Here is a 22755-nt window from a genome sequence, read left to right on the forward strand (position 1 = left end):
CGCTCCCCCGCCGTCAGTAGGACTCGTCCGGCCGCACCACGCACAGGGCCCAGATGATGAATCCGTACAGCGCGATCAGGGTCACGGACCAGAACGGCTGGTAGGGGATGTCGAGGAAGTTGGCGATGATCAGCAGCGACGCGACGACCACTCCCATGATCCGCGCCCACGTCGCCCTCATGACGAGGCCGATGCCCACGGCCATGGCGACGACCCCGAGTGCCAGATGGATCCAGCCCCAGCTCGTCAGGTCGAACTTGAAGACGTAGTTGGGGGTGCTGACGAAGACCTCGTCGTCCGCGATCGCCATGATGCCGCGGAAGACGTCGAGCATGCCGCACATGACGAGCATCACTGCGGCGAACGCCGTCAGCCCGCCCGCGACCGCCAGGGTTCCCTCCGAACGACGGTGATGCGTGGTGGTGGTCATGGCAGGACCTCCGTCCTCGGGTCGGCCGCGTGACGCGGCGTCTTCTCCTCTTCCTACTCCGGCGCCGCAGCCCCGGCGTCACCTCCGAAGGGTGAGGGCGGGGGCGTGGCCGGCCGGGCCGGACGGTTCAGAAGCGGTGGTAGTGCACGGCGCTGGCCACGGCGACGTCCTGGACGGAGGCGTGCCGCCGGCTGAACGGGATCCAGAAGAGACCCACGGGCAGGGCGAGGCACAGGACGGCCCGGAGCAGGGAGCGGGGGATGCCGAGCAGCCGTCCGGTGCGGCAGGTCACGCGCAGTCCCAGCAGCCAGTCGCCGAGGGTGCCGCCGGTGGTGGCCCAGCTCATGCCCAGGTAGAGGACGGCGATGGCCCAGCCGAGCACGCCGGTCAGCCAGAGCGAGAGGTCGGGCATGTGGAAGGGCGGCCCGGTGATGATCAGCCGCAGCCCGCCGAAGGCGAGCTGCACGGCCAGCCCGACGCAGACCACCACGATCGCGTCGACCACGGCCGCCAGGCACCGCGACACGACCCCCGCCGTGCCGGCCGGCGCCTCCCCCCGCTCCGGCTGTGTCACGGTGTCTGCCCCTGCGGCGGTGCGAGTCCCTCGACCCGGTCCGGGGGACCGGGTCTGTGCAGCAACCGGTCGGCGACGCGGTTGACCATCCGGTCGGCGCGCATGCTCCGCAGCCGCAGCGCGTCGACGGTCTCCTCGGCCATCCCGCCGCTGGTGTCGCGGACGATCCGGCCGAGGTCGATCTCCTCCAGCACGGCCCGGGTGAGGGCGACCAGGTCGACCCGGTCGATCACGGCGTCCACGTCCAGGCGGGCGGCGATCCGGTCGACGTCGACGCCCGCCGCGATCCGGTCGATGTCGAGACGCGCCACGATCCGGTCGAGGTCGATGCGTTCGGCGACGCGGTCCACGTCCAGCCGGGCGGCGACCGCGTCGACGTCCACCCGGGCCGCCACCCGGTCGACGTCGACCTGCTCGGCGATCTCGTCGACGTCCACCCGGCGGGCCACGCGCATCACGTCCACCCGGTCGGCGACCCGGTTGACGTCGAGACGGGCGGCCACGTCGTCCAGATCGAGCCGGTCCAGCACGGCGGCCGTCACCGCGGGAACCACCCGGTCGGCGATCAGTCCCGCGGTCCCCAGCGCGTACCGCGCCACCCGTCCGGCGAGGGCGAAGGGATTCACGAGGCCGATCCTGGTCATCTCTGCACGGCACCACAGCTCCGCCGTCGCCGCCTCATCCGCTACGGGTGATCCGCGTCCGGGGCGGCGCACGCGCGCGGCGCGGCTGCTCGCGGTGGGGTGAAGATCACAGGGCGTGCACCGCGTCCGCGCACCCCGCGCTGAGTACGGTGTGCGGGTGCCCAAGCGCAAGAACACGTTCTCATCCTGGCGGCGAAGCCTCACCCAGCGCGCCGTCCACGCGGGCTGGGCCTGGGTGCAGCGCACCGGTTCGGTCACCGCCGAGCGTCCGGGACGCTTCCGCTTCGGTGCGCTGGGTGCCCACACCCGTCTCGCCTTCCCGCTCGGCACCGTCTTCGGCGAGCCCTGGATCCACATCGGGTCCCACTGCATCGTCGCCGAGCAGGTCACGCTGACCGCCGGCCTCATGCCCGACCTCGACCTCGGCCCGGAGCCGATCCTGCGCATCGGGGACGGCGTCGTCCTCGGCCGCGGCAGCCACGTCATCGCCGACACGTCGGTCACCATCGGCAGCGACTGCTACTTCGGTCCGTACGTCTATGTGACGTCCACGAACCACTCCTACGACGATCCGCACGAGCCCATCGGCAAGCAGTGGCCGCGGATGGAGCCGGTGGAGATCGGGCCCGGCTGCTGGATCGGCACCGGAGCGGTGATCCTGCCCGGCGCGCGGATCGGGCGGAACGTGGTGGTGGCCGCGGGTGCGGCGGTGCGGGGTGTCGTGCCCGACCACGCCGTGGTGGCCGGGGCACCGGCCCGCGTCGTGCGCCGCTGGACCGCCGAGGACGGCTGGCAGCCACCGCTGCGGACACCGGCACCGGTCCCCATACCGGACGGCGTGACCCCCGAACAGCTCCTGGCGCTCTCGGAGTTGGACGACGAGACGGTGTCGAGACTGGCGGAACTGGACGCGGACGCGTAGGCCCGGCCTCCCGGGCCGGGCCGGCCACCCAGCAGCCGTGTGCGCGACGCTGCCTGCGGTCAGTCACCTATCCCGTCGCCAGCAGCAGCGTGCCCACCAGGGCGAGGCCCGCGCCCGCCGCCTGGATGCGCAGGAGGCGTTCGCGGAGGAAGCCGCGGGCGGCCAGGGCGGTCACCACCGGGTAGAGCGAGGCGAGTACGGCGGCCACCATGACGGGGCCGTGCCGGGCGGCGACCGAGTAGGTGCCGTTGGCCGCGACGTCCGCGAGGCCGACGAAGGCGAGCGCGGGCAGCGAGGCCCAGGGGAAGCCCCCGGCGGGCAGGGCCGCGGTGCCCCGCCGGACGGAGGCGAACAGGGCGATCCCGCCCGCGGCCACGTTCGTCACCCGCTGCACGAAGAGCGCGAGGAACAGGCCGGTCAGGGTCGTCGAGGCCTCCGCGATCAGCGCGAACACCGTGCCGAAACCGAGCGCGGCGACGAGCGTGAGCAGGATCGTGCGCCGCTGCACGGAGGCGCCCCCGAGCCGGGGCCCGCCCGCGAGCACCACGCCGGTGACGGCGACGGCGATCCCGGCGACCTGCAGCAGGCCCGGGCGCTCGCCGAGGAAGAGCCCGACACTCACCGGGACGGCCACGCTCAGCGTGGCGAGCGGGGAGACCACGCCCATCGGGCCCAGGGCGAGCGCCTTGTAGAAGGCGATCATCGCCACCGGGCCCACCAGGCCCGCCGCGAAGGCGAACCACAGCCGCGGCCCCGCCTCGCTCCAGCCGCCCGTCGCCGCCACGACCGCGCCGAGCACCGCCGCCGCGATCGCCTGCGAGACGACGACCACGGTGAGGGCCGGGCTGCGCCGGGTCAGCAGTCCGCCGCCGAAGTCGGCCAGCCCCCACAGCAGGCTGGTGGCCAGGGCGAAGAGTGCTGTCACGGGGTGCCTCGCAGTACAGTTCGGTGAACGATCGGGTGCAGCACAGCGTAGTACAGTCAAGTGGACCGGGGAATTGAAAATAATGGCCTCTCCGGGTGCTGGCTCTCCTCGCCCCCGCTCCCTCCCCCCGCAGACGGACATTGGACGGAACGTGTCGGACCTCGACCTGCTGACCCAGTCCCTGGCGCGCAACGTCAAGCGCTGGCGCAACGAGCGCGGCTTCACCCTGGACGCGCTGGCCGCCCGCGCCGGGGTCAGCCGCGGCATGCTCATCCAGATCGAGCAGGCCCGCACCAACCCGAGCATCGGCACGGTCGTCAAGATCGGTGACGCGCTCGGTGTCAGCATCACCACCCTGCTCGACTACGAGCAGGGCCCGCAGGTCCGTATCGTCCCCGCCGAGCAGGCGGTCCGGCTGTGGAGCACCGACGCCGGCAGCTACAACCGGCTGCTCGCGGGCACGGAGGCCCCCGGCCCGCTGGAGATGTGGGACTGGCGGCTCATGCCCGGCGACAGCAGCCCGTCCGATCCGCACCCCACCGGCACGGTCGAGCTGGTGCACGTCCTGGCCGGCGAACTGACGCTCACCGTCGACGGCGCGAAGCACCGTGTCCCGGCCGGGGCCAGCGCCTCCTTCGAGGCCGACACCCCGCACACCTACGGCAACGAGGGCGGCGAGCCGATGGAGATGGTCATGGCGGTCTCCGTCCCGCCGGTGCGCTGAGGCGGCGTCCGGGAGCCGCGGTCAGGGGGCCTGTTAGCGTGCGGCCATGCGCCCACCGATCGGACACTTCGACATCGCCGTCCCCGCCCCCGACGCCCTCGGCGACCTGACCGCCCCGGTCGCCGAGGCCGTACGGACCTGGCAGGGCAGTGTCCCCGCCGACCAGATCGTCTACGTCGACACCGACCCGCGGTGGGCGGACACCGCCGTCTTCGTCGAGCACTACGGGCAGGAGCTGCTGGACCGGTCGGCGAACTGCGTGGTGGTGGCCGGCAAGCGGGGCGGCGGGACCACCCTGGCCGCGTGTGTCGTGCTCTCCACCACCCGCGTCGACGTGAACGGCGTCGTCCGCCGCCAACTGGGCGCCCGCAAGACCTCGTTCGCCTCCATGGACACGGCGACGGGCGAGACCGGCATGGAGTACGGCGGCATCACCCCCGTCGGCCTCCCCGCCGGCTGGCCCGTCCTGGTCGACTCGGCCGTCGTGGACCTTCCCTACGTCCTGGTGGGCAGCGGCCGCCGCCGCGGCAAACTCCTGGTCCCCGGCAAGGCGTTCGCGGAACTGCCGGGCGCGGTGGTCCTGGAGGGCCTGGGCGCCTAGGGGGCGATGCCGTCGTGCGGTGCGGTCGGCCTCGGCTCCCGTGCGGCGCGCCGGTGCCTCACGCCGACGGCACGGTCCCGAGTCCCGGTGGCCGGGCCCCGGCGTGATGGGCCAGTGCCAGGTGGGGGTCCTGCTGGCCCGGTGCCGGGGCGGGGTCCGCGTGGACCAGGGCCGCGGTGAGCCGGGGGATCGCGTGCAGCAGGGCGTGCTCGGCCTCGACGGCGATCGTGTGCGCGGCCCGTACGGTCGCGTCGCCGTCGACCGTCACCGCGACCTCGGCCCGCAGCCGGTGCCCGATCCAGCGCAGCCGCAGCTCGCCCACCCCGCGCACGCCCGGCACCCCGCGCAGCGCCCGCTCGGCGCGGTCCACCAGGGCCGGGTCGACCGCGTCCAGCACGCGCCGGAACACCTCGCGCGCCGCGTCCCTCAGCACCAGCACGATCGCGGCGGTGATCGCCAACCCCACGATCGGGTCAGCGAGTTGCCACCCCAGCGCGGAACCGCCGGCCCCCAGCAGCACGGCCAGCGAGGTGAACCCGTCGGTGCGGGCGTGCAGCCCGTCGGCGACCAGCGCCGCCGACCCGATGTCCCGGCCCACCCGGATCCGGTACCGGGCCACCCACTCGTTCCCGGCGAACCCGGCCAGCGCCGCCACGGCCACCGCCGGTACGTGCGTCACGGGCCGCGGATCGAGCAGCCGGTCCACCGCGGCCCAGGCCGCGAACGCCGCCGACGCGGCGATCGTCAGCACGATCGCGATCCCGGCGAGGTCCTCGGCCCGCCCGTAGCCGTAGGTGAACCGCCGCGTGGCCGCCCGCCGCCCCAGCACGAACGCGATGCCCAGCGGTACGGCCGTCAGCGCGTCCGCGGCGTTGTGCACGGTGTCGCCGAGCAGCGCCACCGAACCGGACGCGGCGACCACCGCGGCCTGCGCCAGCGCCGTCACGCCGAGCACGGCGAGGGACACCCACAGCGCGCGCATCCCGCGTGCCGAGGACTCCAGGGCGGAGTCCACCTTGTCGGCGCTCTCGTGGGAGTGCGGGGTGAGCAGGTGGCCGAGGCGGTGCCGGATGCCGGGGGAGCCGTGGGCGTGCGGGCGCGGATGCGTGGGTGCGCCGTGCTCGTGGTGGTCGTGCCGGTCGCTCACGTGGATCCCCTTCCGGGCCGCGGGGTGGACCCGCCCGGGCCCACGAGGCCATTATGTGCGTATGAGCGCACGCATGCACCTGTCACCTGCGCACGATGCGCATCCGCGTACCCCGGGCGAGGAGGAGTTCGCCCTCGCCGCCGAGCTCCTCGGCCTGCTCGGCGACCGCACCCGGCTCGCCCTGCTGCATGCCCTGACCAGGTCGGAGGCCGACGTCACGACGCTCACGGAGTCCTGCGGGGCGGCGCGTCCCGCGGTGAGCCAGCATCTGGCGCGGCTGCGGCTCGCGGGCCTGGTGGACACCCGCAAGGAAGGCCGCAGAGTCGTCTACTCGCTGCGCGACGGGCACCTGCGGCGGCTCGTGGACGAGGCGCTGAAGGTCGCCGACCACCGCCTGAGCGACCGCCCGCCGCACGACTGAGCACCGCCCGCCAGGCCGGCCGGGTCAGGGCGCCGGGCTCTTCCCGAGGTACTGCTGCGCGAACGAGGCCGCCGCCGCGGGCGAGGTGAACAGGCGCCGCAGCCGGGCCTGCGTCGTGCCCGCCCGGTACGCGTCGCCCGACGACGTGCCGTGGTACACCTCCGACAGCCACTGCGAGAACTCCTGGTAGTCCCACACGCGCTCCAGGCAGGCCGCCGAGTAGCTCTCCAGGCCGGCGCTCTCGCCCTTGGTGAGGTGCGCGACGAGTCCGTCGCCGAGCAGGAAGGCGTCGTGCAGCGCGAGGTTCATGCCCTTCGCGGCGATGGGCGCGGTGAGGTGTGCGGCGTCCCCGGCGAGGAAGAGCCGCCCGAACACCATGGGTTCGACGACGTAGTTGTGCATGTCGAGGACGCGTTTCTCGATCAGCCGCCCCTCCGTGAGCGGCGGCCGGTCGTCCGCGCCGAGCCGCTCCTGCAGCTCGGCCCAGACCCGGTCGTGCGACCAGCTCTCCGGGTCCTCGCCCGGCGGGCACTCCAGGTAGTAGCGGGTGACTTCGGGGCTGCGCGGCATGTGCCCGGCGAAACCGCGCGGGTGGATGCCGAACACCACGCAGTCGCTGGAGGGCGGTGCCTCGGCGAGCAGCGCCAGCCAGCCCACGCCGTAGTCCTGCCGGGCGATGCGGGCGTGCTGCGGCAGCGCGGCGCGGGTCACGCCGCGTGCCCCGTCGCAGCCGATGACGAACTCGGCGTCCAGGAGCTCGCGTCGGCCGCTGTCCGGGTCGGTGTACGACACCGTGGGGCGGTCCGAGTCCAGGCCGTGCAGCTGGACGTCCCGCACACCGAACCGGATGGCCCCGCCGCGCACGTCCGCGTACTCGCGCACGAGGTCCGTCACCAGCAACGGCTGTGGATAGACGAAGTGGTGTTGCCCCGTCAGCTCGGTGTAGGAGAACCGGTGCCGCTCCCCGCCGACCCGGAACTCGCACTGGGTGTGCAGCTCCGCCCGCTCCAGCAGGCGGTCCGCCAGTCCGCGCTCCTGGAGCCCGCGCACGGCCCACTCCTCGATGACGCCGGCGCGGGGCCGCCGCTCGATGAACTCGCGCGTCTCGATCTCCAGGACCAGGCAGTCGACGGAGGCGGCTCGCAGGATGTTGCCGAGGGTGAGACCGGCGGGGCCCGCGCCCACGATCACCACCGGAAAACGGTGCGCGGACGGGGAGTTGGGCTGTGCGGGGGTCGACGTCACGAGAGCATTATGACGGTGGCCCGTCAGCCGCGGCAGGGGAGCCGCGGCCGACGGGCCCTGCCCGCGGGACGCCGTGCCCGGGGACGAGGGGTCAGTGCGCGGGCGCGTCGGTGACCACGACCTCGTCGATGCTGCGCTCGATCTCCTCGGGGCGCGAGGCGGTCGCCCGGGCCCAGTAGTAGACGGCCAGCGAGAACGCGCCGACGACGAGGATGTCCCACCACAGGGGGATGCGGCCGGCGCCGCCGAACTGGCCCTGCGCGGAGAGGACGCCCATGCCCAGCAGGTAGGCGGGCAGCCACTGGGCGGCCCTGAAGTCCATCCGCGGCGCGTCGGGGCGGTGCGGCGACCCCTCATATTCTGAATGAATTCTTTCAGTCAGTGGGACGTCGCAGATTAGGAATCAGGCGAGGGCGGGCAGAAGACCCGTGGTGAAGTTTTGACCAGCGGCAGAGGGGTTCCTGAACAGGGCTTCAAGTGATCTGTACGGAGTGGAGACCCGCCTGTGACGGCCGGGGCCCGTTGCGAGAATCCCTAGCGCATGAGCGGTATCTCGATCGCGGGGCAGCGGTCCATCACCATGTCGAGCCCCGCCGCGCGCGTGCGGTCGTAGGCCGCCTCGTCGATCACGTCGAGCTGGAACCAGACCGCCTTGGCGCCCTTCGCCACCGCCTCGTCGGCCACCGGCCCGGCGAGTTCGCTGTTGACGAAGACGTCGACGACGTCCACGTCGAAGGGGATGTCGGCCAGGGAGGCGTACCCCTGCTCGCCGTGCACCGTCTCCGCCTTGGGGTGGACGGGCACGATCCGCTTGCCGAAGCGCTGCAGCACCTGGGCCACGCCGTACGCGGCGCGCCGCTGGTTCGACGACAGGCCCACCACGGCCCAGGTGTCGCCGGACTCGGTGAGGATTTTGCGGATCGTTGCCTCGTCGCCGTACACCCTGGGCCTCCCTGCGCCTCGGACAGCTGCTGTCGTGTTCCTTGAACGGCTCGCGCCGCACGATGATTCCCCGGCCACGGCGCGCCCCTGACACCTGTTCGGAGCACCGGCGGCGCAGCGTTTTCCGGGCGTCCCGCACGGCGGCGGGTGCCCGGTTCCCGCGCACGACATGCGCGCCGCGCGCCTGACCGGCCACCTCGACGCCGGAGCCGGTGCTCTTTGCGGGACCACCGGCCCGGAGGGTGATCACGGCTGGCACGGCCCCGGACCCGCGGACCCGTGCGCCGTGGCCCTCGCCGACGAGGAGGCCTCTCTGCGGGACTTCCCGACGCACGTGGCGGACGTCCGGCGGAGGCGGCGCGGTCACGGTGCTCGACCGGGTACGGATCCACACGCCACGCGCGCGTGCGCGGCACCCTCGCACCCCTTGTTGAATCCCGCCGCCATGTCCTGATTTCGGTCCGGACGCCTGCGTACGGGCGCGCGCACGCCTAGGCTCGCCAGGTGCTGCGCATCATCGACGCCCGAACCGGCCGCTCCACCGACGCCGCCCCGGCCCGACGGGGGCTGACCCGGGTCGAGGCCCATGTTCCCGGAGCCGGAGCGCGCTCCCTGCGGGTGCTGCTCGTCGCCGACGTCCTCGTCCGCGCCCTGGAACTCGGCGGCACCCCGGTGTGGGGGGTCCTGGACGCCGCCCGTGACCACGCCGGGCTGCGGTCGGGGGCGGCGGCCCTCGGCGTCCGGCCCTTCGAGGACCGGCGGGACGTGGGCCCCGGGCTGGGTGAGGCGCAGGTCCTGCACGTCGTCGGGGAGGGCGACGCGCCGCCCGAAGGCGTGAGGATCGCCGTCGCACCCGTGCACCCGGGCGAGCCCGGCATCCCGGAGGCCGACGACCCGGCCGTCCTGCGCCTCGTCCTGCTCGCCCGGCGCCGCGACGAGCCGGTGACCCTCGACGCCGCCGCCCTCGCCGAGGCCCGCGCCACCCTCGTACGCCGGCGCCGTGCGGTCGCCGCCTGGGCGCGGCAGCCGTCGCGGCCGATCCCCGACGAGGCGCGCACACGCCTTCGCACCGCCTGGGAGGACGACTTGGACGTGCCCGCCGTGCTCCAGGTGCTGACCTGGGTCGAGACGGAGTCCGAACTGCCCGACGGCGCCCGCTTCGAGACGTTCGCCTACGCCGACCGGCTGCTCGGCCTCGACCTCACCCGCGATCTCGGATCCCCGGCGTGATCGCGCGCGCGGTGACCGGCCCGCTGCGCCGCCTCGTGGTGCTCCGGCACGCCAAGTCGGCCTGGCCGGAGGGGACCGCCGACCACGAGCGCCCGCTCGCCACCCGCGGCCTGCGGGACGCGCCGGCCGCGGGACGAGCCCTGGCCGAGGCCGACTGCCTGCCGGACCTCGCGCTGTGCTCCACCGCGGTACGCGCGCGGCAGACCTGGGAGCTGGCCTCGGCCCAGTGGGGCACCCCGCCACCGGTGCGTCACGACCCGCGGCTGTACGGCGCCGGCGCCGCCGGGCTGCTGAGCGTCGTGCACGAGGTGTCCGCCGAGGTCGAGACGCTGCTCCTGGTCGGCCACAACCCCGGCCTCGAGGAGCTCGTCCTCGACCTGGCGGGGGACGGCCTCGACGACGCGCTGGCGGTGGTGCGGGCGAAGTTCCCGACCTCCGCGATCGCGGTGCTGGCCTGGCACGGGCCCGCCTGGGACGCGCTCGTCCCGGGCACCGCGCTGCTGACGGGCGTGCTCGTGCCGCGAGGCCGGAAGGGCACCGGGAAGAAGTAGCGCGGGCGCCGCATAGGCTGGCCGGATGCAGGACGAGTACCGCACGGTGGCCCACGCGGGCGTGCACGAGACCGAGGTCAACCGCTCCCGCTTCCTGTGCGCCCTGGCGCCGGCGGCCACCGAGCGGGAGGCCCAGGACTTCGTCGCCGGTGTACGCAAGGAGCACGCGGACGCCTCCCACAACTGCTGGGCCTACGTCATCGGCGCCGACGCCGCGGTGCAGAGGGCGAGCGACGACGGCGAACCGGGCGGCACCGCGGGCGTGCCGATGCTCCAGATGCTGCTGCGCCGCGACATGCGGTACGTCGTGGCCGTCGTCACCCGCTACTACGGCGGGGTCAAGCTGGGCGCGGGCGGGCTCATCCGGGCGTACGGCGGCGCGGTCGGCGAGGCCCTGGACGCGGTCGGCACCCGCACCCGCCGCCGGTTCCGGCTCGCCACGGTCACCGTCGACCACCAGCGCGCCGGCAAGGTGGAGAACGACCTGCGCTCGACCGGGCGCGAGGTGCGCGAGGTGCGCTACGGCGAGGCGGTCACCCTCGAGATCGCCCTGCCGGACGCCGACGTGGACGCCTTCCGCTCCTGGCTCGCGGACGCGACCGCCGGAACGGCCCGGTTCGAACCGGGTGGCGAAGCCTACGGAGACGTGTGACGTTCCGGAGGAAACGGGCATGACGGACCGGCAGGAGACGGCCCATGACGGGCCGATACGGGAGTAACCACCCGGGCTGTCGGACCCGGCCGTTAGGGTCGGGGATCATGAGGCTGCTGCACACTTCCGACTGGCATCTCGGCCGGGCGTTCCACCGGGTGAACATGCTCGACGCCCAGGCCGGGTTCATCGGCCACCTCGTCACGACCGTGCGCGAGCGCGGCGTGGACGCGGTGGTCGTGTCGGGGGACGTGTACGACCGCGCGGTGCCGCCGCTCGCCGCGGTCGAGCTGTACGACGACGCGCTGCACCGCCTCGCCGAGCTGGGCGTGCCGACGGTGATGATCTCCGGGAACCACGACTCGGCCCGCCGGCTCGGCGTCGGCGCCGGCCTGATCGGACGCGCGGGCATCCATCTGCGGACCGAGCCGTCCGCGTGCGGGACACCGGTGGTCCTCACCGACGCCCACGGCGACGTGGCCTTCTACGGCCTGCCGTATCTCGAACCCGCCCTGGTGAAGGACGCGTTCGGGGTGGAGAAGGCGGGCCACGAGGCCGTGCTCGCCGCCGCCATGGACCGGGTCCGCGCCGACCTCGCCACCCGCGCGCGGGGCACCCGCTCCGTCGTCCTCGCGCACGCCTTCGTCACCGGCGGCTCGGCCAGCGACAGCGAGCGGGACATCACCGTCGGCGGGGTCGCCTCCGTACCCGCCGGTGTCTTCGACGGGGTGGACTACGCGGCACTCGGCCACCTGCACGGCTGCCAGACCATCACCGAGCGTGTGCGCTACTCCGGCTCCCCGCTGCCGTACTCCTTCTCGGAGACCGATCACCGCAAGACCATGTGGCTCGTCGACCTCGGCGCGGACGGCTCCGTGACCGCCGAGCGCGTCGACTGCCCGGTGCCCCGCGCCCTGGCCCGCATCCGCGGGACGCTGGAGGAGCTGCTGGCCGATCCGGGACTGACCCGGCACGAGGCGGCGTGGGTCGAGGCCACCCTCACCGACCCGGTCCGCCCCACCGACCCCATGGCCCGGCTCGCGGAGCGGTTCCCGCACACCCTCAGCCTCGTCTTCGACCCCGAGCGCGCACCGGACGACCCGGACGTGTCGTACGCCCGGCGGCTCGCGGACCGCAGCGACCAGGAAATCGCCGAGGACTTCGTGGCCCATGTGCGCGGCGCCGGACCCGACGAGCGCGAACAGGCCGTGCTGCGGGACGCGTTCGACGCGGTGCGCGCCGACGAGGCCGTGCGGGAGGTCGCGCGATGAGGCTGCACCGGCTGGAGATCACCGCCTTCGGGCCGTTCGGCGGATCGCAGAGCGTCGACTTCGGCGAGCTGTCGGCGGCCGGGCTCTTCCTGCTCCACGGCCCGACCGGCGCGGGCAAGACCTCCGTCCTGGACGCCGTGTGCTTCGCGCTCTACGGCTCCGTCCCCGGCGCCCGGCAGAGCGGCCAGGGCCTGGCCCTGCGCAGCGACCACGCCGCGGCCGGTACGCGCACCGAGGTGACCCTGGAACTGACCGTCGCCGGACGGCGGCTGGAGATCACCCGGCAGCCGCCCTGGGAGCGCCCCAAGAAGCGCGGTTCGGGCACGACGACGGAGAAGGCGCAGAGCAGGCTGCGTGCGTACGACGCGACGGCCGGCGGCTGGAAGGACCTCAGCCGCTCGCACCAGGAGATCGGCGAGGAGATCACCCAGCTGCTGGGCATGAGCCGCGAGCAGTTCTGCCAGGTCGTGCTGCTGCCCCAGGGCGACTTCGCGCGCTTCCTGCGGGCCGACGCCGAGGCACGCGGCAAGCTCCTCGGCCGCCTGTTCGACACCCACCGCTTCGCCGAGGTCGAGAAGCGCCTGGCCGAGCGCCGCCGCGCCGCCGAGACCGAGGTCCGCGAAGGGGACGCCGCGCTGCTCGCCGACGCCCACCGCATGCAGCAGGCGGCCGACGGCGCCCTGGAGCTGCCGGAGCTGGCACCGGGCGAGCCGGGTCTCGCCGAGGCCGTCGTCGCGGCCGCGGCCGTCGCCCGCAGCACCGCCCGCGAGCAGCTGACCATCGCCCACTGCCGGCTCACCGCCACCGAATCCGCGCAGGCGGCGGCCGAGCGGGCGCTGGAGGACGTGCGCGAACTGGCCCGGCTGCAGCGGCGGTTCGGGGAGGCACGCGAGCGCGCCGCCCGGCTGGAGGAGCGGGCCGGGGCCCACCGGGACGCGCAGGCCCGCATGGAGCGGTCCCGGAAGGCCGAGGCGGTCGCGCCCGCCCTGGAGCTCAGGGAGGCCGCGGACGCCGAACACCGGCGGGCCGCCTCCGCCGAGGCGCGCGCGCGTGCGCTGCTGCCCGGCACCTGGGCCGACGCCGGTGCCGCCGGGCTCGCGGCCGCGGCCCGCCGCAGCGCCGAGGAACTCGGCGGCCTGGAGTCCGCCCGCCGCGCCGAGCAGCGGCTGACCGCCCTCGTCGCGGAGCGCGCCGACCTGGACCGGCAGGAGCGCGCCGACGAGGACGTGCTCCAGGAGGCCGAGGCCTGGCTCGGGGACTGGGAGGCGGCCCGCGCCGGCCTGCAGACCCGCATCGAGTCCGCGCAGGGGGCCGCGACCAGGGCCGAACAGCTCGGCGTGCAGCGCGAACCCGCGCAGCGCAGACTCGGCGCGGCCCGCCAGCGCGACGCGTTCGCCCGCGATGCCGAGGACGCCCACGCGCGCGTGCAGGCCGCCCGCGAACGGGCCACCGAGGCCCGCGCCCACTGGCTCGACCTCAAGGAACAGCGGCTCACCGGCATCGCGGCCGAGCTCGCGGCGAACCTCGCCGACGGCGAGCCGTGCGCCGTCTGCGGAGCCACCGAGCACCCCGCGCCCGCGCGCAAGGTCGCCGGCCACGTCGACCGCGAGGCGGAGGAGCGCGCGCTCGCCGCCTCCCGGCGCGCCGACGAAGAGCGCGCCGAGGAGGAGCGCCGCCTCGGCGTCGTACGCGAGGCCCTGGCGGCCGCCACCGCGGAGGCGGGCGACACCCCGACGGCCCGGCTCGCCGAAGAGGTCGAGGAGCTGGAGCGGCTCTACGGCCGGGCGCGGGCCGGGGCCGGTGCCCTGCACGCGGCGCACGAGGAGCTGCGGCAGGCGGAGCAGGAGCACGAGCGGCGGACCACGGCACGCCAGCAGGCGGCGGTCCGGGCCGCCTCCCGGGTCGGCCACCGCGACCGGCTCGACCGTGAACGGTCGGAGCTGGAGGAGGAGCTGGCCCAGGCGCGCGGCACGGCGTCGAGCGTCGCCGCGCGGGCGGCGCAGCTGGAGCGGCAGGCCGAGCTGCTGGCCGAGGGCGCCGAGACCGCGCGGGCCGCCGAGGACACCGCACAGCGGCTGAAGGACGCCGACTCCCGGCTGTCCGACGCCGCCTTCCGCGCCGGCTTCGACACTCCGCAGGCCGCGGCCGCCGCACTGCTCGACGCCGCCGCCCACCGCGAGCTGCAACACCGCCTGGACGCCCGGCAGTCGGAGGAGGCCGCCGTGCGCGCCGTCCTCGCCGAGGCCGACACCGCGGCCGCCGCCCGGCGGCCCGCCGCCGACGTCGAGGCGGCGGAGCGGGCCGCCTCCGCCGCGGCCCGGCGGCTGCGCGACGCCGCCTCCGCGCGCGACGCGGCCGCCCGCCGGTGCGGCGAACTCGACCGGCTCTCCGCCCGGTCGGCCGCGGCCGTACGCCGCCTGGCGCCGCTGCGCGAGGAGTACGACCGGGTGGCCCGTCTGGCCGCACTCGCCGCGGGCACCTCGGCGGAGAACGAACGCAAGATGCGCCTGGAGTCGTACGTGCTGGCGGCCCGTCTGGAGCAGGTGGCCGCCGCGGCGACCGTGCGGCTGCAGCGGATGTCGTCCGGCCGGTACACCCTCGTGCACTCCGACGACCGGGCCGGACGCGGCCGCAGCGGTCTCGGGCTGCACGTCGTCGACGCGTGGACCGGACGGGAGCGGGACACGGCGACGCTGTCCGGCGGCGAGACGTTCTTCGCCTCGCTCGCGCTCGCCCTCGGCCTCGCGGACGTCGTCACCGACGAGGCCGGCGGGGTCCGGCTGGACACGCTCTTCATCGACGAGGGCTTCGGCAGCCTCGACGACCAGACGCTCGACGAGGTCCTCGACGTGCTCGACTCCCTGCGCGAGCGGGACCGCAGCGTCGGCATCGTCAGTCACGTGGCCGATCTGAGACGCCGTATCCATGCCCAACTGGAGGTCGTGAAGGGGAGATCGGGGTCCGTGCTGCGGCAACGGGGGGCCGGGTAGGACTCTCTGACCCCCGCGTCAGTGACCGAGAGGCCGCCGGGGCAGCGGGGACGAGTAGACGACACTCGTGGTCACCGAGCCCAGCACGCCGATCCGGCCGGCCACCTCTTCCAGATGGCGCATCGTGCGCGCGGCGACCTTGATGACGAAGCAGTCGTCGCCCGTCACATGGTGGGCCTCCAGGATCTCCGGCGTCACGGCGACCAGGTCGTGGAAGGGCTTGTAGTTGCCGTTCGGATACCTGAGCCGTACGAACGCCAGGATCGGCAGCCCCAGCCGGTCCGGATCGACGACGGCGGCGTACCCCTGGATGACGCCCGCCTCCTCCAGCCGGCGCACCCGTTCGGTCACCGCGCTCGGCGACATGGAGACGGCGCGCGCCAGCTCGGCGAAGCTGGCGCGCCCCTCGCGCTGGAGGACGTCCAGGATGCGCCAGTCGGTGGCGTCCGGGGAAAACGTGGCCATCCGGGATGGATAGCAGAGGAATCCCCGGCCGATCAAGAGCAGGGCCGGGGATCGCCGCTTCAGGGGCCCGTGCGACCGGCATAGATTTCTGCGCATGACCGCTGCCACCGTGAATCCCGTCCTGCGCACGCCCCCCGCCGCCCCGGCCGAGGCCGCCGCCCACTTCCGCGCGAGCCTCGCCTTCCACGCCGACGTGTCCGACGTCGCCGCCGCGCTCGCGGCCGGCGGCGACGCCGGGTTCGTCGTCCTGGACTCCCGCTCCACCGCGGCCTGGGACCAGGGCCACGTCCCCGGGGCGGTCCATCTGCCGACCGCGCTCGTCCCCGAGCAGGCGAGGCGACTCCTCGACCCGTCCGTGCCGGTGGTCACCTACTGCTGGGGCCCCGGATGCAACGGCGCGACCCGGGCGGCCCTCGCGCTCGCCGAACTCGGCTACCAGGTCAAGGAGATGCTCGGCGGCTTCGAGTACTGGGTGCGTGAGGGCTTCGAGTTCGAGACCTGGGAGGGACACGAGCGGCGTCCCCCGGACCCGTTGACGGCACCCGCGTCCGGCGGCGACTGCGGCTGCTGAGAGGCAAGCGGAGTCACGAGTTCCTGTGCGTGTACCGTTCCGCACCATGGTGCGATACGCGGAGGCCGGAACGGTGGAGTGGGTCGAGTCGGGCGGTGGACCGCTCATCGCGGTGCCGGAGACGGTGCTGCCGTTCTGGGCGGGCGCCGACGGCGAGGAGAACGCCTCGGACTACGACCGGGCCTGCGAGGTCGACGGCTTCGTGGGACTGCTCCCGGTCGGCGACTCCGCCGCCCTGGTCCTGGGCGACGAACCCGCCTCCACCGCCTACCTGCCGGAGCACGCGACCTTCGTACGGTGGTGGGCCGCGAACACCGAGGACGAACTCCTGGCCGGTGTCCCCGCCGCCCTCGCCGCCGCGGACTGGGGGCAGGAGGTGCACTGGGCGGTGCCAGGGCCGGTGCTGCTGTTCGACTCGGCCTGGCCCGGCAACGAGACGCACCGCACCGACACGCTCCGGGTCGAGCTGGCCGCGGGCAGGTACGCGGTGCGCGCGGCGCACGCCCAGCCGGGACCGGAGACCTGGCTGGGGCTCGTCCAACTGCGGCCGCTGCCGTAGGGCCCGGTGCGGGCGGACGGCGGAACTCTCGCACCAGGCCCTCGCACTCGCTCCGCGCGGGCGGCCGGGACGGCGCACCGGTCCCGCACGGATATTCGGGTGCGAGGGCGTGCGGCGATCTCCATCATGGTCGTCCATGCCTCTCCTGCCGCACCCCGCACCCGAAGACCTGCGCCGTGACCCGCTGCCCCTGCGCGGCCGTACCGCCCTGGTGACCGGGGCGAGCAGACGCGCCGGCATCGGACACGCCGTGGCCCGGCGGCTCGCCGCGTACGGGGCGAGCGTCTATCTGCACCATCACGTGCCGCACGACACCGCCATGCCCTGGGGCGGCGACCGTACCGAGGACGTGACCGCCTCCGTCCGCGCGGCGCTCGGCGACCCCGCGGCCCAAGTCGTCGCGGGACCGGGCGACTTGAGCGACCCGGCCGCCCCCGCGAAGCTGATCGCCACGGCCGCCGCGGCGCTCGGCGGCCGGCTCGACGTCCTCGTCGCCAACCACGCCCTCAGCGGCAGCGACGGCACCCTCGACACGATCGACGCCGCGATGCTCGACGCGCACTGGGCGGTCGACACCCGCTCCGTGCTGCTCCTCGTCCAGGCCTACGCCCGTCACCGCGCCGCCCTGCCCGCGCCTGCCCCCGGCGGACGCGTCGTGACGATGACCTCGGGCCAGGACATCGCGGGCGGCATGCCGGACGAGATCGCCTACGCCCTCCAGAAGGGCGCCCTCGCCTCGATCACCCGCTCCCTGTCGACCACCCTCGCCGAACAGGCGATCACGGTGAACACCGTCAACCCGGGCCCGGTGGACACGGGTTACGCCACGGGGGAGACCTACGAGGCGGTCGCCGCCCACTTCCCCGCGGGCCGCTGGGGCAGGCCCGACGATCCGGCCCGCCTCATCGCGTGGCTCGCCACGGACGAGGCGGACTGGATCACGGGTCAGGTGATCGACTCGGAGGGCGGCTTCCGCCGCTGAGCCGGGCCTGGTCCGGGCCGGTCCGAGCCAGGCTCAGAGCTGGGCGAGCTCGTCCACCAGGTCGTCCAGGCCGAGCGAGCCCTGGGAGAGGGCCGCCATGTGCCAGGCCTTGAGGTCGAAGGCGTCGCCGTGCCGCTCGCGGGCCTTCTCGCGGCCCAGCAGCCAGGCCCGCTCGCCGAGCTTGTAGCCGATCGCCTGGCCGGGAATCGTGAGGTAGCGGGTCAGCTCGCTCTCCACGAAGTCCGCCGGGCGGCTGCTGTGCGAGCCGAAGAACTCCTGGGCGAGCTCAGGGGTCCAGCGCTCGCCGGGACGGAAGGGCGAGTCCGCCGGGATCTCCAGCTCCAGATGCATGCCGATGTCGACGATGACCCGGGCGGCCCGCATCATCTGCGCGTCGAGGTAGCCGAGGCGCTGCTCCGCGTCCGTCAGGTACCCGAGCTCGTCCATCAGCCGCTCCGCGTACAGCGCCCAGCCCTCGGCGTTGGCGCTGACCCCGCCGATGGTGGCCTGGTAGCGGGAGAGGTTCCCGGCGACGTGGGCCCACTGCGCGAGCTGGAGGTGATGCCCCGGAACACCCTCGTGGTACCAGGTCGAGACGAGGTCGTAGACCGGGAAACGCGTCTGTCCCATCGTCGGCAGCCATGTGCGGCCGGGGCGGGAGAAGTCCTCCGAGGGGGCCGTGTAGTACGGCGCCGCCGCGCTGCCGGGCGGGGCGATGCACGACTCCACCTTCCGCACCCGCTCGGCGAGTTCGAAGTGCGTGCCGTCCAGCTCGTCGATCGCCTGGTCCATCAGGCCCTGCAGCCAGTCGCGGACCTCGTCGACGCCCTCGATGTGCTTGCCGTGCTCGTCGAGATGGGCGAGCGCCACCCATGGCGTCGCGGCGCCGGGCAGGATCTTCTCGGCCTCCTGCCTCATCTCGCCGAGCAGCCGGTGGTACTCGGACCAGCCGTACGCGTAGGCCTCGTCCAGGTCGAGGTCCGTGCCGTTGAAGTAGCGCGCCCAGCGCGCGTACCGCTCGCGGCCCACCGTGTTCGGGGCGTCCTCGACGGCCGGCGCGTACACCTCGCGCATCCAGTCGCGCAGCTCCACCACGGCCGCGGTCGCCGCACGGGCCGCCTCGTCCAGCTCGGCACGCAGCGCCTCGGGGCCCGCCGAGGCGAAGTCCTCGAACCAGCCGCGGCCCTCGCCGTCCCCGTCCGACCACTCGGTGAGCTGCCCGACGAACGTGGCCGTCGGACGCGGAGCCGCGAGGAGCTTGCGCTCCAGGCCGAGGGTGAGGGACTCGCGGTAGCCCGCCAGGGCCGCGGGCACGGCACGCAGCCGCTCGGCGATCGCCGCCCAGTCCTCGTCGGACTGGTTCGGGGTCACGGTGAAGACGTCGCGCACCGAGTGGGCGGGAGTCGCCATGTTGCCGACCGCGCGCAGGCCCTCCTCGGCCTCGTGCACGGCGAGTTCGGCGGTCAGCCGCTCGCGCAGCAGGCGGCCGCACCGGCGCTCGATGTCACTGCCGGCGCCGGGCTGCCGCTCGGCCTCGTCGAGCCGCGCCAGCGTCCGCCGCGCCAGCTCCGCCTGCGCCTCCTGGCCCGCGGGCGACAGGTCGGGCAGTCTGCTCGAACTCTCCTTCACGCCGAGGTACGTGCCGGTCACCGGGTCGAGGGCGATGAGCTCGTCGACGTAGGCGTCGGCGACCTCTCGGGGCAGCGGGTTCGTGGTCTGTGACATGCGGTCCATCCTCGTACGAGGGGCCGTGGCACGTCACGTGGATTGTGCCGAGGGCGAAGGCGGGAGCAGCGGCCCGCAGTCCCACTGCTGGAAGATCAGCCGGGTCTCCACGCGGGCCACCTCGCGCCGTGAGGTGAACTCGTCCAGGACCAGCCGCTGCAGATCCGCCATGTCGGCGACCGCCACGTGCACGAGGTAGTCGTCGGGGCCGGTGAGATGGAAGACCGTACGGGACTCCGGCAGCGCCTTGATCCGGTCCACGAACGGCCCCACGAGCTCCCGCCGGTGCGGCCTGACCTGCACCGAGAGCAGCGCCTGCAGACCCCGTCCGAGCTTGGCCGGATCGAGCCGGAGCTGATGCCCGAGGATCACGCCCGCCCGGCGCAGCCGCGTCACGCGGTCCAGGCAGGTCGACGCCGCCACGCCGACCTGGGCGGCGAGATCGCGGTAGGTGGTCCGGGCGTCGTTCTGCAGCAGCCGCAGCAGATGGAGGTCCACCGGATCCAGTACGACAGATTCGGCCATCGGTCGAACGTAGCACGGGGTGGACCCCCTGTGACCCGGTGGTTGTTCATCCTGCGTCCATGGACTCCACGAGAGCGCTGCCCGGCTCACCGAGAGCACTGGCCACCGAAGCCGTCCATGCCGGCCGCGACGACCTCGCCCGGCAGGGACTCCACGCCGCGCCGATCGACCTGTCGACCACCTACCCCTCGTACGACAGCCGGGGCGAGGCCGTCCGGATCGACGCCTTCGCCACCACCGGCGCCGAGCCCGAGGGCCCGCCCGTCTACGGGCGCCTCGGCAATCCGACGGTCGCCCGCTTCGAGACCGCGCTCGCCCGGCTGGAGGGCACCGAGTCCGCCGTCGCGTTCGCCAGCGGCATGGCCGCGCTCAGCGCCGTCCTGCTCGTGCGGGCATCGGCCGGCCTGCGCCACGTGGTCGCCGTGCGGCCCCTGTACGGCTGCAGCGACCACTTGCTGACCGCGGGCCTGCTCGGCTCCGAGGTGACCTGGACCGACCCCGCCGGGATCACCGACGCGCTGCGTCCCGACACCGGCCTGGTGCTGGTCGAGTCCCCGGCCAACCCCACCCTGGCCGAACTCGACCTGCGGGCCGTCGCCCACGCCTGCGGCACGGTCCCGCTGCTCGCCGACAACACCTTCGCCACGCCGGTGCTGCAACGCCCGGCCGAGCAGGGCGCACGGCTGGTGCTGCACAGCGCCACCAAGTACCTCGGCGGACACGGGGACGTGATGGCGGGCGTGGTGGCCTGCGACGAGGAGCTCGCCGGGCAGCTGCGGCAGGTCCGGTTCGCCACCGGCGGCGTCCTGCACCCGCTCGCCGGCTACCTGCTGCTGCGCGGCCTCGCGACCCTTCCGGTGCGCGTGCGCGCGGCGTCCGCGAACGCCGCCGAACTCGCCCGCCGCCTCGCCGCCGACCCCCGTGTCTCGCGCGTCCACTACCCGCGCATCGGCGGCGCGATGATCGCCTTCGAGGTGACCGGCGACCCGCACGAGGTCATCGCCGCCGTCCGCCTGATCACCCCGGCGGTGAGCCTGGGCAGCGTCGACACCCTCATCCAGCACCCCGCCTCCATCAGCCACCGCATCGTGGACGCCGACGACCGCAGAGGCGCGGGCGTCGGCGACCGCCTGCTGCGCCTGTCGGTGGGCCTGGAGGACGTGGACGACCTCTGGGCGGACCTGGATGAGGCGTTGGGGTGCGCCGGCACCCCCGCAGAGGCGCGGGGAACCGCGCGACCGGCCACGGCGCACCTGTAGCCGCCCGGCGACCTCCCCCTACGGCGCTTCGACCCGCCCGAACTCACCGGCGCCGGACAGCTCTCCGCGCGCCGGGCCCTCCTCCAGCCGGGCCGTGATCACCAGGGTGCCCTCCTCGATCTGGTAGTCGAGGGGGAGCCCCAGGCCCCGCATCGCCCCGACCATGGCGGTGTTGGACGCCTGCGTCACCGCGTACACGCTGGCGCAGCGCGCCTCGGCCGCCAACGACACCAGCCGCTGGAGCAGTTCACCGCCGATGCCGCGGTGCTGCCACGTGTCCTCGACCAGCAGCGCGACCTCCGTCTCGTCCCCGTCCCACAGCAGGTGGCCCAGGCCGACGATGCGCCCCGACGCCGTCTGCACCGCCAGGGTGCGGCCGAAGCGCGGGCTGAGCAGGTGGCTGAGGTAGCGGTCCGCGTCGCCGACCGGCCCGTGGTACCGCAGGCCGAGCGTCCGCGACGAGCACCGCTCGTGCATCGCCTTCGCGGCCTCCAGGTCGCGCGCGTCGGCCCGGCGCACCGTGATCTCGTTGCCCTCGGGCAGCGTCAGCACGTCCCGGCCGAGCGGCAGGCGCGGCCCGAGCCGGGCGTCCAGCTCCACCAGCGCCCGGGCCCGGGCGAACTCGGTGGGCGTGAAGGCCAGATACGGCCGCTCCACGCTGATCACCCCGCCGTCGGGCGCCCGCAGCCGCATGACGGTCTCCTCCAGCGCTCCCTCGTCGGGCACATCTGGTGCGGCCCGGCCGCTGCCGACGGGCCCGGCCGGCAGCTGGCGGATCGTGCACCGGCCCAGCAACTGCCGCAGCGCGAGCGGCAGTTCGGACGAGTCCAGGGCGGTACGCGCGGCCAGGCCCAGGACCCGCACGGGCGCGTCGACCAGGTCGTGGGCGTCGGCCCGCTCCAGCCAGATGTCGGCCCCGCTGGCCTGCGACACCATCTGGGTGAGCTCTGCTGCCATGAGGTCGGCGGGAGCCCGCAGCAGGAACTCGTCCACCGTGCCCGTGGCCAGCGGATGCGTCTGCAGACTCAGGATGTCGACCCGCCGCCCGGCCAGCGCCGTGCACAGCGCGGCCAGCGAACCCGGTTCGTCCTTCACCGTCGTCCGCATCCGCCACAGCGAACTCTCCACGGACGGCCCGGCCTGCTGCGCCGACGGCAGCGACCGGGCGCCGGTATCGCCCGACGGCGGCGCGAGATCGTGGCGGCGTGTCCACCACCTCCGGAACCCGTCCCTGGCGGCCCGGACCGCCGTCCGAACCGAACCACCCTGCTGCGCACGCGTCACGTCAGACATGTATCGACTCATGGAACCACTGTGAAGGAAGGGTGTTGCGTGATCACGAACGCTCTGTGACCGATGGGTAAAGCATGCCTATGTGCCTTTTGTGGAATTTTTGACTG

General features: G+C 74.3%; 24 protein-coding genes and 1 pseudogene. 13 read left to right on the forward strand and 12 right to left on the reverse strand.

Annotation, left to right across the window (positions count from 1 at the left end):
* Positions 1 to 13 precede the first annotated feature (13 nt).
* From ACIRPX_RS16930 to ACIRPX_RS16940, 3 genes are all read right to left on the reverse strand, one after another.
* Positions 14 to 430 carry a hypothetical protein gene (locus ACIRPX_RS16930; RefSeq protein ID WP_404194460.1) on the reverse strand — a complete coding sequence of 139 codons (417 nt, stop codon included), beginning with the start codon at positions 428 to 430 and terminating at the stop codon, positions 14 to 16.
* Positions 431 to 557: 127 nt separating this feature from the next.
* Positions 558 to 1004: an RDD family protein gene (locus ACIRPX_RS16935; RefSeq protein ID WP_404194462.1), complete on the reverse strand. Its 447-nt coding sequence runs from the start codon at positions 1002 to 1004 to the stop codon at positions 558 to 560.
* Complete coding sequence (locus ACIRPX_RS16940) at positions 1001 to 1648, reverse strand: hypothetical protein (RefSeq protein ID WP_404194465.1); 648 nt, start codon at positions 1646 to 1648, stop codon at positions 1001 to 1003. Before ACIRPX_RS16940 ends, ACIRPX_RS16935 begins: the two co-directional genes overlap by 4 nt.
* 157 nt (positions 1649 to 1805) lie before the next feature.
* On the opposite strand from ACIRPX_RS16940, the gene ACIRPX_RS16945 reads away from it, so the two are divergent.
* Positions 1806 to 2570 carry an acyltransferase gene (locus tag ACIRPX_RS16945; RefSeq protein WP_404194468.1) on the forward strand — a complete coding sequence of 255 codons (765 nt, stop codon included), beginning with the start codon at positions 1806 to 1808 and terminating at the stop codon, positions 2568 to 2570.
* Between the two features lie 67 nt (positions 2571 to 2637).
* On the opposite strand, the gene ACIRPX_RS16950 is transcribed toward ACIRPX_RS16945, so the two are convergent.
* Positions 2638 to 3495: an EamA family transporter gene (locus tag ACIRPX_RS16950; protein WP_404194470.1), complete on the reverse strand. Its 858-nt coding sequence runs from the start codon at positions 3493 to 3495 to the stop codon at positions 2638 to 2640.
* Positions 3496 to 3646: 151 nt separating this feature from the next.
* On the opposite strand from ACIRPX_RS16950, the gene ACIRPX_RS16955 reads away from it, so the two are divergent.
* Positions 3647 to 4219 (forward strand): helix-turn-helix domain-containing protein, encoded by a 573-nt coding sequence (locus ACIRPX_RS16955; RefSeq protein ID WP_404194473.1) that lies wholly within the window; start codon positions 3647 to 3649, stop codon positions 4217 to 4219.
* Positions 4220 to 4265: 46 nt separating this feature from the next.
* Positions 4266 to 4820: a YbaK/EbsC family protein gene (locus ACIRPX_RS16960; protein ID WP_404194476.1), complete on the forward strand. Its 555-nt coding sequence runs from the start codon at positions 4266 to 4268 to the stop codon at positions 4818 to 4820.
* A 58-nt stretch (positions 4821 to 4878) separates the two neighbouring features.
* Here ACIRPX_RS16960 and ACIRPX_RS16965 read toward each other — a convergent pair whose 3' ends face one another.
* The gene (locus ACIRPX_RS16965) at positions 4879 to 5967 is read right to left on the reverse strand and encodes a cation diffusion facilitator family transporter (protein ID WP_404194478.1); all 1089 of its coding nucleotides are present in this window, start codon (positions 5965 to 5967) and stop codon (positions 4879 to 4881) included.
* Between the two features lie 61 nt (positions 5968 to 6028).
* Between ACIRPX_RS16965 and ACIRPX_RS16970 the strand changes: the two genes are divergently transcribed.
* The gene (locus ACIRPX_RS16970; RefSeq protein ID WP_404194481.1) at positions 6029 to 6388 is read left to right on the forward strand and encodes an ArsR/SmtB family transcription factor; all 360 of its coding nucleotides are present in this window, start codon (positions 6029 to 6031) and stop codon (positions 6386 to 6388) included.
* Positions 6389 to 6412: 24 nt separating this feature from the next.
* On the opposite strand, the gene ACIRPX_RS16975 is transcribed toward ACIRPX_RS16970, so the two are convergent.
* From ACIRPX_RS16975 to ACIRPX_RS16985, 3 genes and pseudogenes are all read right to left on the reverse strand, one after another.
* On the reverse strand, positions 6413 to 7633 hold the full coding sequence (locus ACIRPX_RS16975) for a 4-hydroxybenzoate 3-monooxygenase (protein ID WP_404194484.1): 1221 nt from the start codon (positions 7631 to 7633) through the stop codon (positions 6413 to 6415).
* A gap of 91 nt (positions 7634 to 7724) precedes the next feature.
* Positions 7725 to 7973: pseudogene (locus tag ACIRPX_RS16980) on the reverse strand (amino acid permease); the annotation flags it as partial.
* Between the two features lie 194 nt (positions 7974 to 8167).
* On the reverse strand, positions 8168 to 8575 hold the full coding sequence (locus ACIRPX_RS16985; RefSeq protein ID WP_404194487.1) for a CoA-binding protein: 408 nt from the start codon (positions 8573 to 8575) through the stop codon (positions 8168 to 8170).
* A 504-nt stretch (positions 8576 to 9079) separates the two neighbouring features.
* On the opposite strand from ACIRPX_RS16985, the gene ACIRPX_RS16990 reads away from it, so the two are divergent.
* The 5 genes from ACIRPX_RS16990 (at position 9080) to ACIRPX_RS17010 (ending at position 15269) form a co-directional block, all read left to right on the forward strand.
* The gene (locus ACIRPX_RS16990; RefSeq protein WP_404194490.1) at positions 9080 to 9805 is read left to right on the forward strand and encodes a hypothetical protein; all 726 of its coding nucleotides are present in this window, start codon (positions 9080 to 9082) and stop codon (positions 9803 to 9805) included.
* A complete protein-coding gene (locus ACIRPX_RS16995) occupies positions 9802 to 10356 on the forward strand; it encodes a SixA phosphatase family protein (RefSeq protein WP_404194492.1) in 555 nt (184 codons plus the stop codon). The genes ACIRPX_RS16990 and ACIRPX_RS16995 overlap by 4 nt, the downstream gene beginning before the upstream one ends.
* 25 nt (positions 10357 to 10381) lie before the next feature.
* A complete protein-coding gene (locus ACIRPX_RS17000; RefSeq protein ID WP_404194494.1) occupies positions 10382 to 11008 on the forward strand; it encodes a YigZ family protein in 627 nt (208 codons plus the stop codon).
* A 107-nt stretch (positions 11009 to 11115) separates the two neighbouring features.
* On the forward strand, positions 11116 to 12279 hold the full coding sequence (locus tag ACIRPX_RS17005; protein WP_404194497.1) for an exonuclease SbcCD subunit D: 1164 nt from the start codon (positions 11116 to 11118) through the stop codon (positions 12277 to 12279).
* A complete protein-coding gene (locus ACIRPX_RS17010; RefSeq protein ID WP_404194499.1) occupies positions 12276 to 15269 on the forward strand; it encodes an AAA family ATPase in 2994 nt (997 codons plus the stop codon). The genes ACIRPX_RS17005 and ACIRPX_RS17010 overlap by 4 nt, the downstream gene beginning before the upstream one ends.
* Before the next feature lie 18 nt (positions 15270 to 15287).
* Here the strand turns inward: ACIRPX_RS17010 and ACIRPX_RS17015 are convergent, their stop codons facing one another.
* Positions 15288 to 15734: an Lrp/AsnC family transcriptional regulator gene (locus tag ACIRPX_RS17015; RefSeq protein WP_404194501.1), complete on the reverse strand. Its 447-nt coding sequence runs from the start codon at positions 15732 to 15734 to the stop codon at positions 15288 to 15290.
* 94 nt (positions 15735 to 15828) lie between these two features.
* Between ACIRPX_RS17015 and ACIRPX_RS17020 the strand changes: the two genes are divergently transcribed.
* The 3 genes from ACIRPX_RS17020 to ACIRPX_RS17030 all read left to right on the forward strand — a co-directional run bounded on the left by ACIRPX_RS17020 (position 15829) and on the right by ACIRPX_RS17030 (position 17846).
* Positions 15829 to 16305, forward strand: coding sequence for a rhodanese-like domain-containing protein (locus ACIRPX_RS17020; protein ID WP_404194504.1), 477 nt, complete (start codon positions 15829 to 15831; stop codon positions 16303 to 16305).
* Between the two features lie 46 nt (positions 16306 to 16351).
* Positions 16352 to 16864, forward strand: a complete 513-nt coding sequence (locus ACIRPX_RS17025; protein ID WP_404194506.1) for an immunity 21 family protein — start codon at positions 16352 to 16354, stop codon at positions 16862 to 16864.
* Between the two features lie 136 nt (positions 16865 to 17000).
* Entirely contained in the window at positions 17001 to 17846 is an 846-nt protein-coding gene (locus ACIRPX_RS17030; protein WP_404194508.1) for an SDR family oxidoreductase, read from the forward strand.
* A 33-nt stretch (positions 17847 to 17879) separates the two neighbouring features.
* Here ACIRPX_RS17030 and ACIRPX_RS17035 read toward each other — a convergent pair whose 3' ends face one another.
* On the reverse strand, positions 17880 to 19571 hold the full coding sequence (locus tag ACIRPX_RS17035; protein WP_404194510.1) for a DUF885 domain-containing protein: 1692 nt from the start codon (positions 19569 to 19571) through the stop codon (positions 17880 to 17882).
* 33 nt (positions 19572 to 19604) lie between these two features.
* Positions 19605 to 20096 (reverse strand): Lrp/AsnC family transcriptional regulator, encoded by a 492-nt coding sequence (locus ACIRPX_RS17040; RefSeq protein WP_404194513.1) that lies wholly within the window; start codon positions 20094 to 20096, stop codon positions 19605 to 19607.
* A 59-nt stretch (positions 20097 to 20155) separates the two neighbouring features.
* On the opposite strand from ACIRPX_RS17040, the gene ACIRPX_RS17045 reads away from it, so the two are divergent.
* Complete coding sequence (locus ACIRPX_RS17045; protein ID WP_404194516.1) at positions 20156 to 21355, forward strand: trans-sulfuration enzyme family protein; 1200 nt, start codon at positions 20156 to 20158, stop codon at positions 21353 to 21355.
* An 18-nt stretch (positions 21356 to 21373) separates the two neighbouring features.
* Here the strand turns inward: ACIRPX_RS17045 and ACIRPX_RS17050 are convergent, their stop codons facing one another.
* Positions 21374 to 22648, reverse strand: a complete 1275-nt coding sequence (locus ACIRPX_RS17050) for a GNAT family N-acetyltransferase (protein ID WP_404194519.1) — start codon at positions 22646 to 22648, stop codon at positions 21374 to 21376.
* Positions 22649 to 22755 lie beyond the last annotated feature (107 nt).

Source organism: Streptomyces sp. NPDC101225 (genome assembly GCF_044767585.1).
GTDB lineage: Bacteria > Actinomycetota > Actinomycetes > Streptomycetales > Streptomycetaceae > Streptomyces.

What these genes read in the sequence shown, in the direction of transcription:
- ACIRPX_RS16930 (WP_404194460.1), bottom strand. Translation starts at nt 430, where the DNA reads ATGACCACCACCACGCATCACCGTCGTTCGGAGGGAACCCTGGCGGTC.
- ACIRPX_RS16940 (WP_404194465.1), bottom strand. Translation starts at nt 1,648, where the DNA reads ATGACCAGGATCGGCCTCGTGAATCCCTTCGCCCTCGCCGGACGGGTG.
- ACIRPX_RS16960 (WP_404194476.1), top strand. Translation starts at nt 4,266, where the DNA reads ATGCGCCCACCGATCGGACACTTCGACATCGCCGTCCCCGCCCCCGAC.
- ACIRPX_RS16970 (WP_404194481.1), top strand. Translation starts at nt 6,029, where the DNA reads ATGAGCGCACGCATGCACCTGTCACCTGCGCACGATGCGCATCCGCGT.
- ACIRPX_RS17000 (WP_404194494.1), top strand. Translation starts at nt 10,382, where the DNA reads ATGCAGGACGAGTACCGCACGGTGGCCCACGCGGGCGTGCACGAGACC.
- ACIRPX_RS17005 (WP_404194497.1), top strand. Translation starts at nt 11,116, where the DNA reads ATGAGGCTGCTGCACACTTCCGACTGGCATCTCGGCCGGGCGTTCCAC.
- ACIRPX_RS17010 (WP_404194499.1), top strand. Translation starts at nt 12,276, where the DNA reads ATGAGGCTGCACCGGCTGGAGATCACCGCCTTCGGGCCGTTCGGCGGA.
- ACIRPX_RS17015 (WP_404194501.1), bottom strand. Translation starts at nt 15,734, where the DNA reads ATGGCCACGTTTTCCCCGGACGCCACCGACTGGCGCATCCTGGACGTC.
- ACIRPX_RS17020 (WP_404194504.1), top strand. Translation starts at nt 15,829, where the DNA reads ATGACCGCTGCCACCGTGAATCCCGTCCTGCGCACGCCCCCCGCCGCC.
- ACIRPX_RS17025 (WP_404194506.1), top strand. Translation starts at nt 16,352, where the DNA reads ATGGTGCGATACGCGGAGGCCGGAACGGTGGAGTGGGTCGAGTCGGGC.
- ACIRPX_RS17030 (WP_404194508.1), top strand. Translation starts at nt 17,001, where the DNA reads ATGCCTCTCCTGCCGCACCCCGCACCCGAAGACCTGCGCCGTGACCCG.
- ACIRPX_RS17035 (WP_404194510.1), bottom strand. Translation starts at nt 19,571, where the DNA reads ATGTCACAGACCACGAACCCGCTGCCCCGAGAGGTCGCCGACGCCTAC.
- ACIRPX_RS17040 (WP_404194513.1), bottom strand. Translation starts at nt 20,096, where the DNA reads ATGGCCGAATCTGTCGTACTGGATCCGGTGGACCTCCATCTGCTGCGG.
- ACIRPX_RS17045 (WP_404194516.1), top strand. Translation starts at nt 20,156, where the DNA reads ATGGACTCCACGAGAGCGCTGCCCGGCTCACCGAGAGCACTGGCCACC.
- ACIRPX_RS17050 (WP_404194519.1), bottom strand. Translation starts at nt 22,648, where the DNA reads ATGTCTGACGTGACGCGTGCGCAGCAGGGTGGTTCGGTTCGGACGGCG.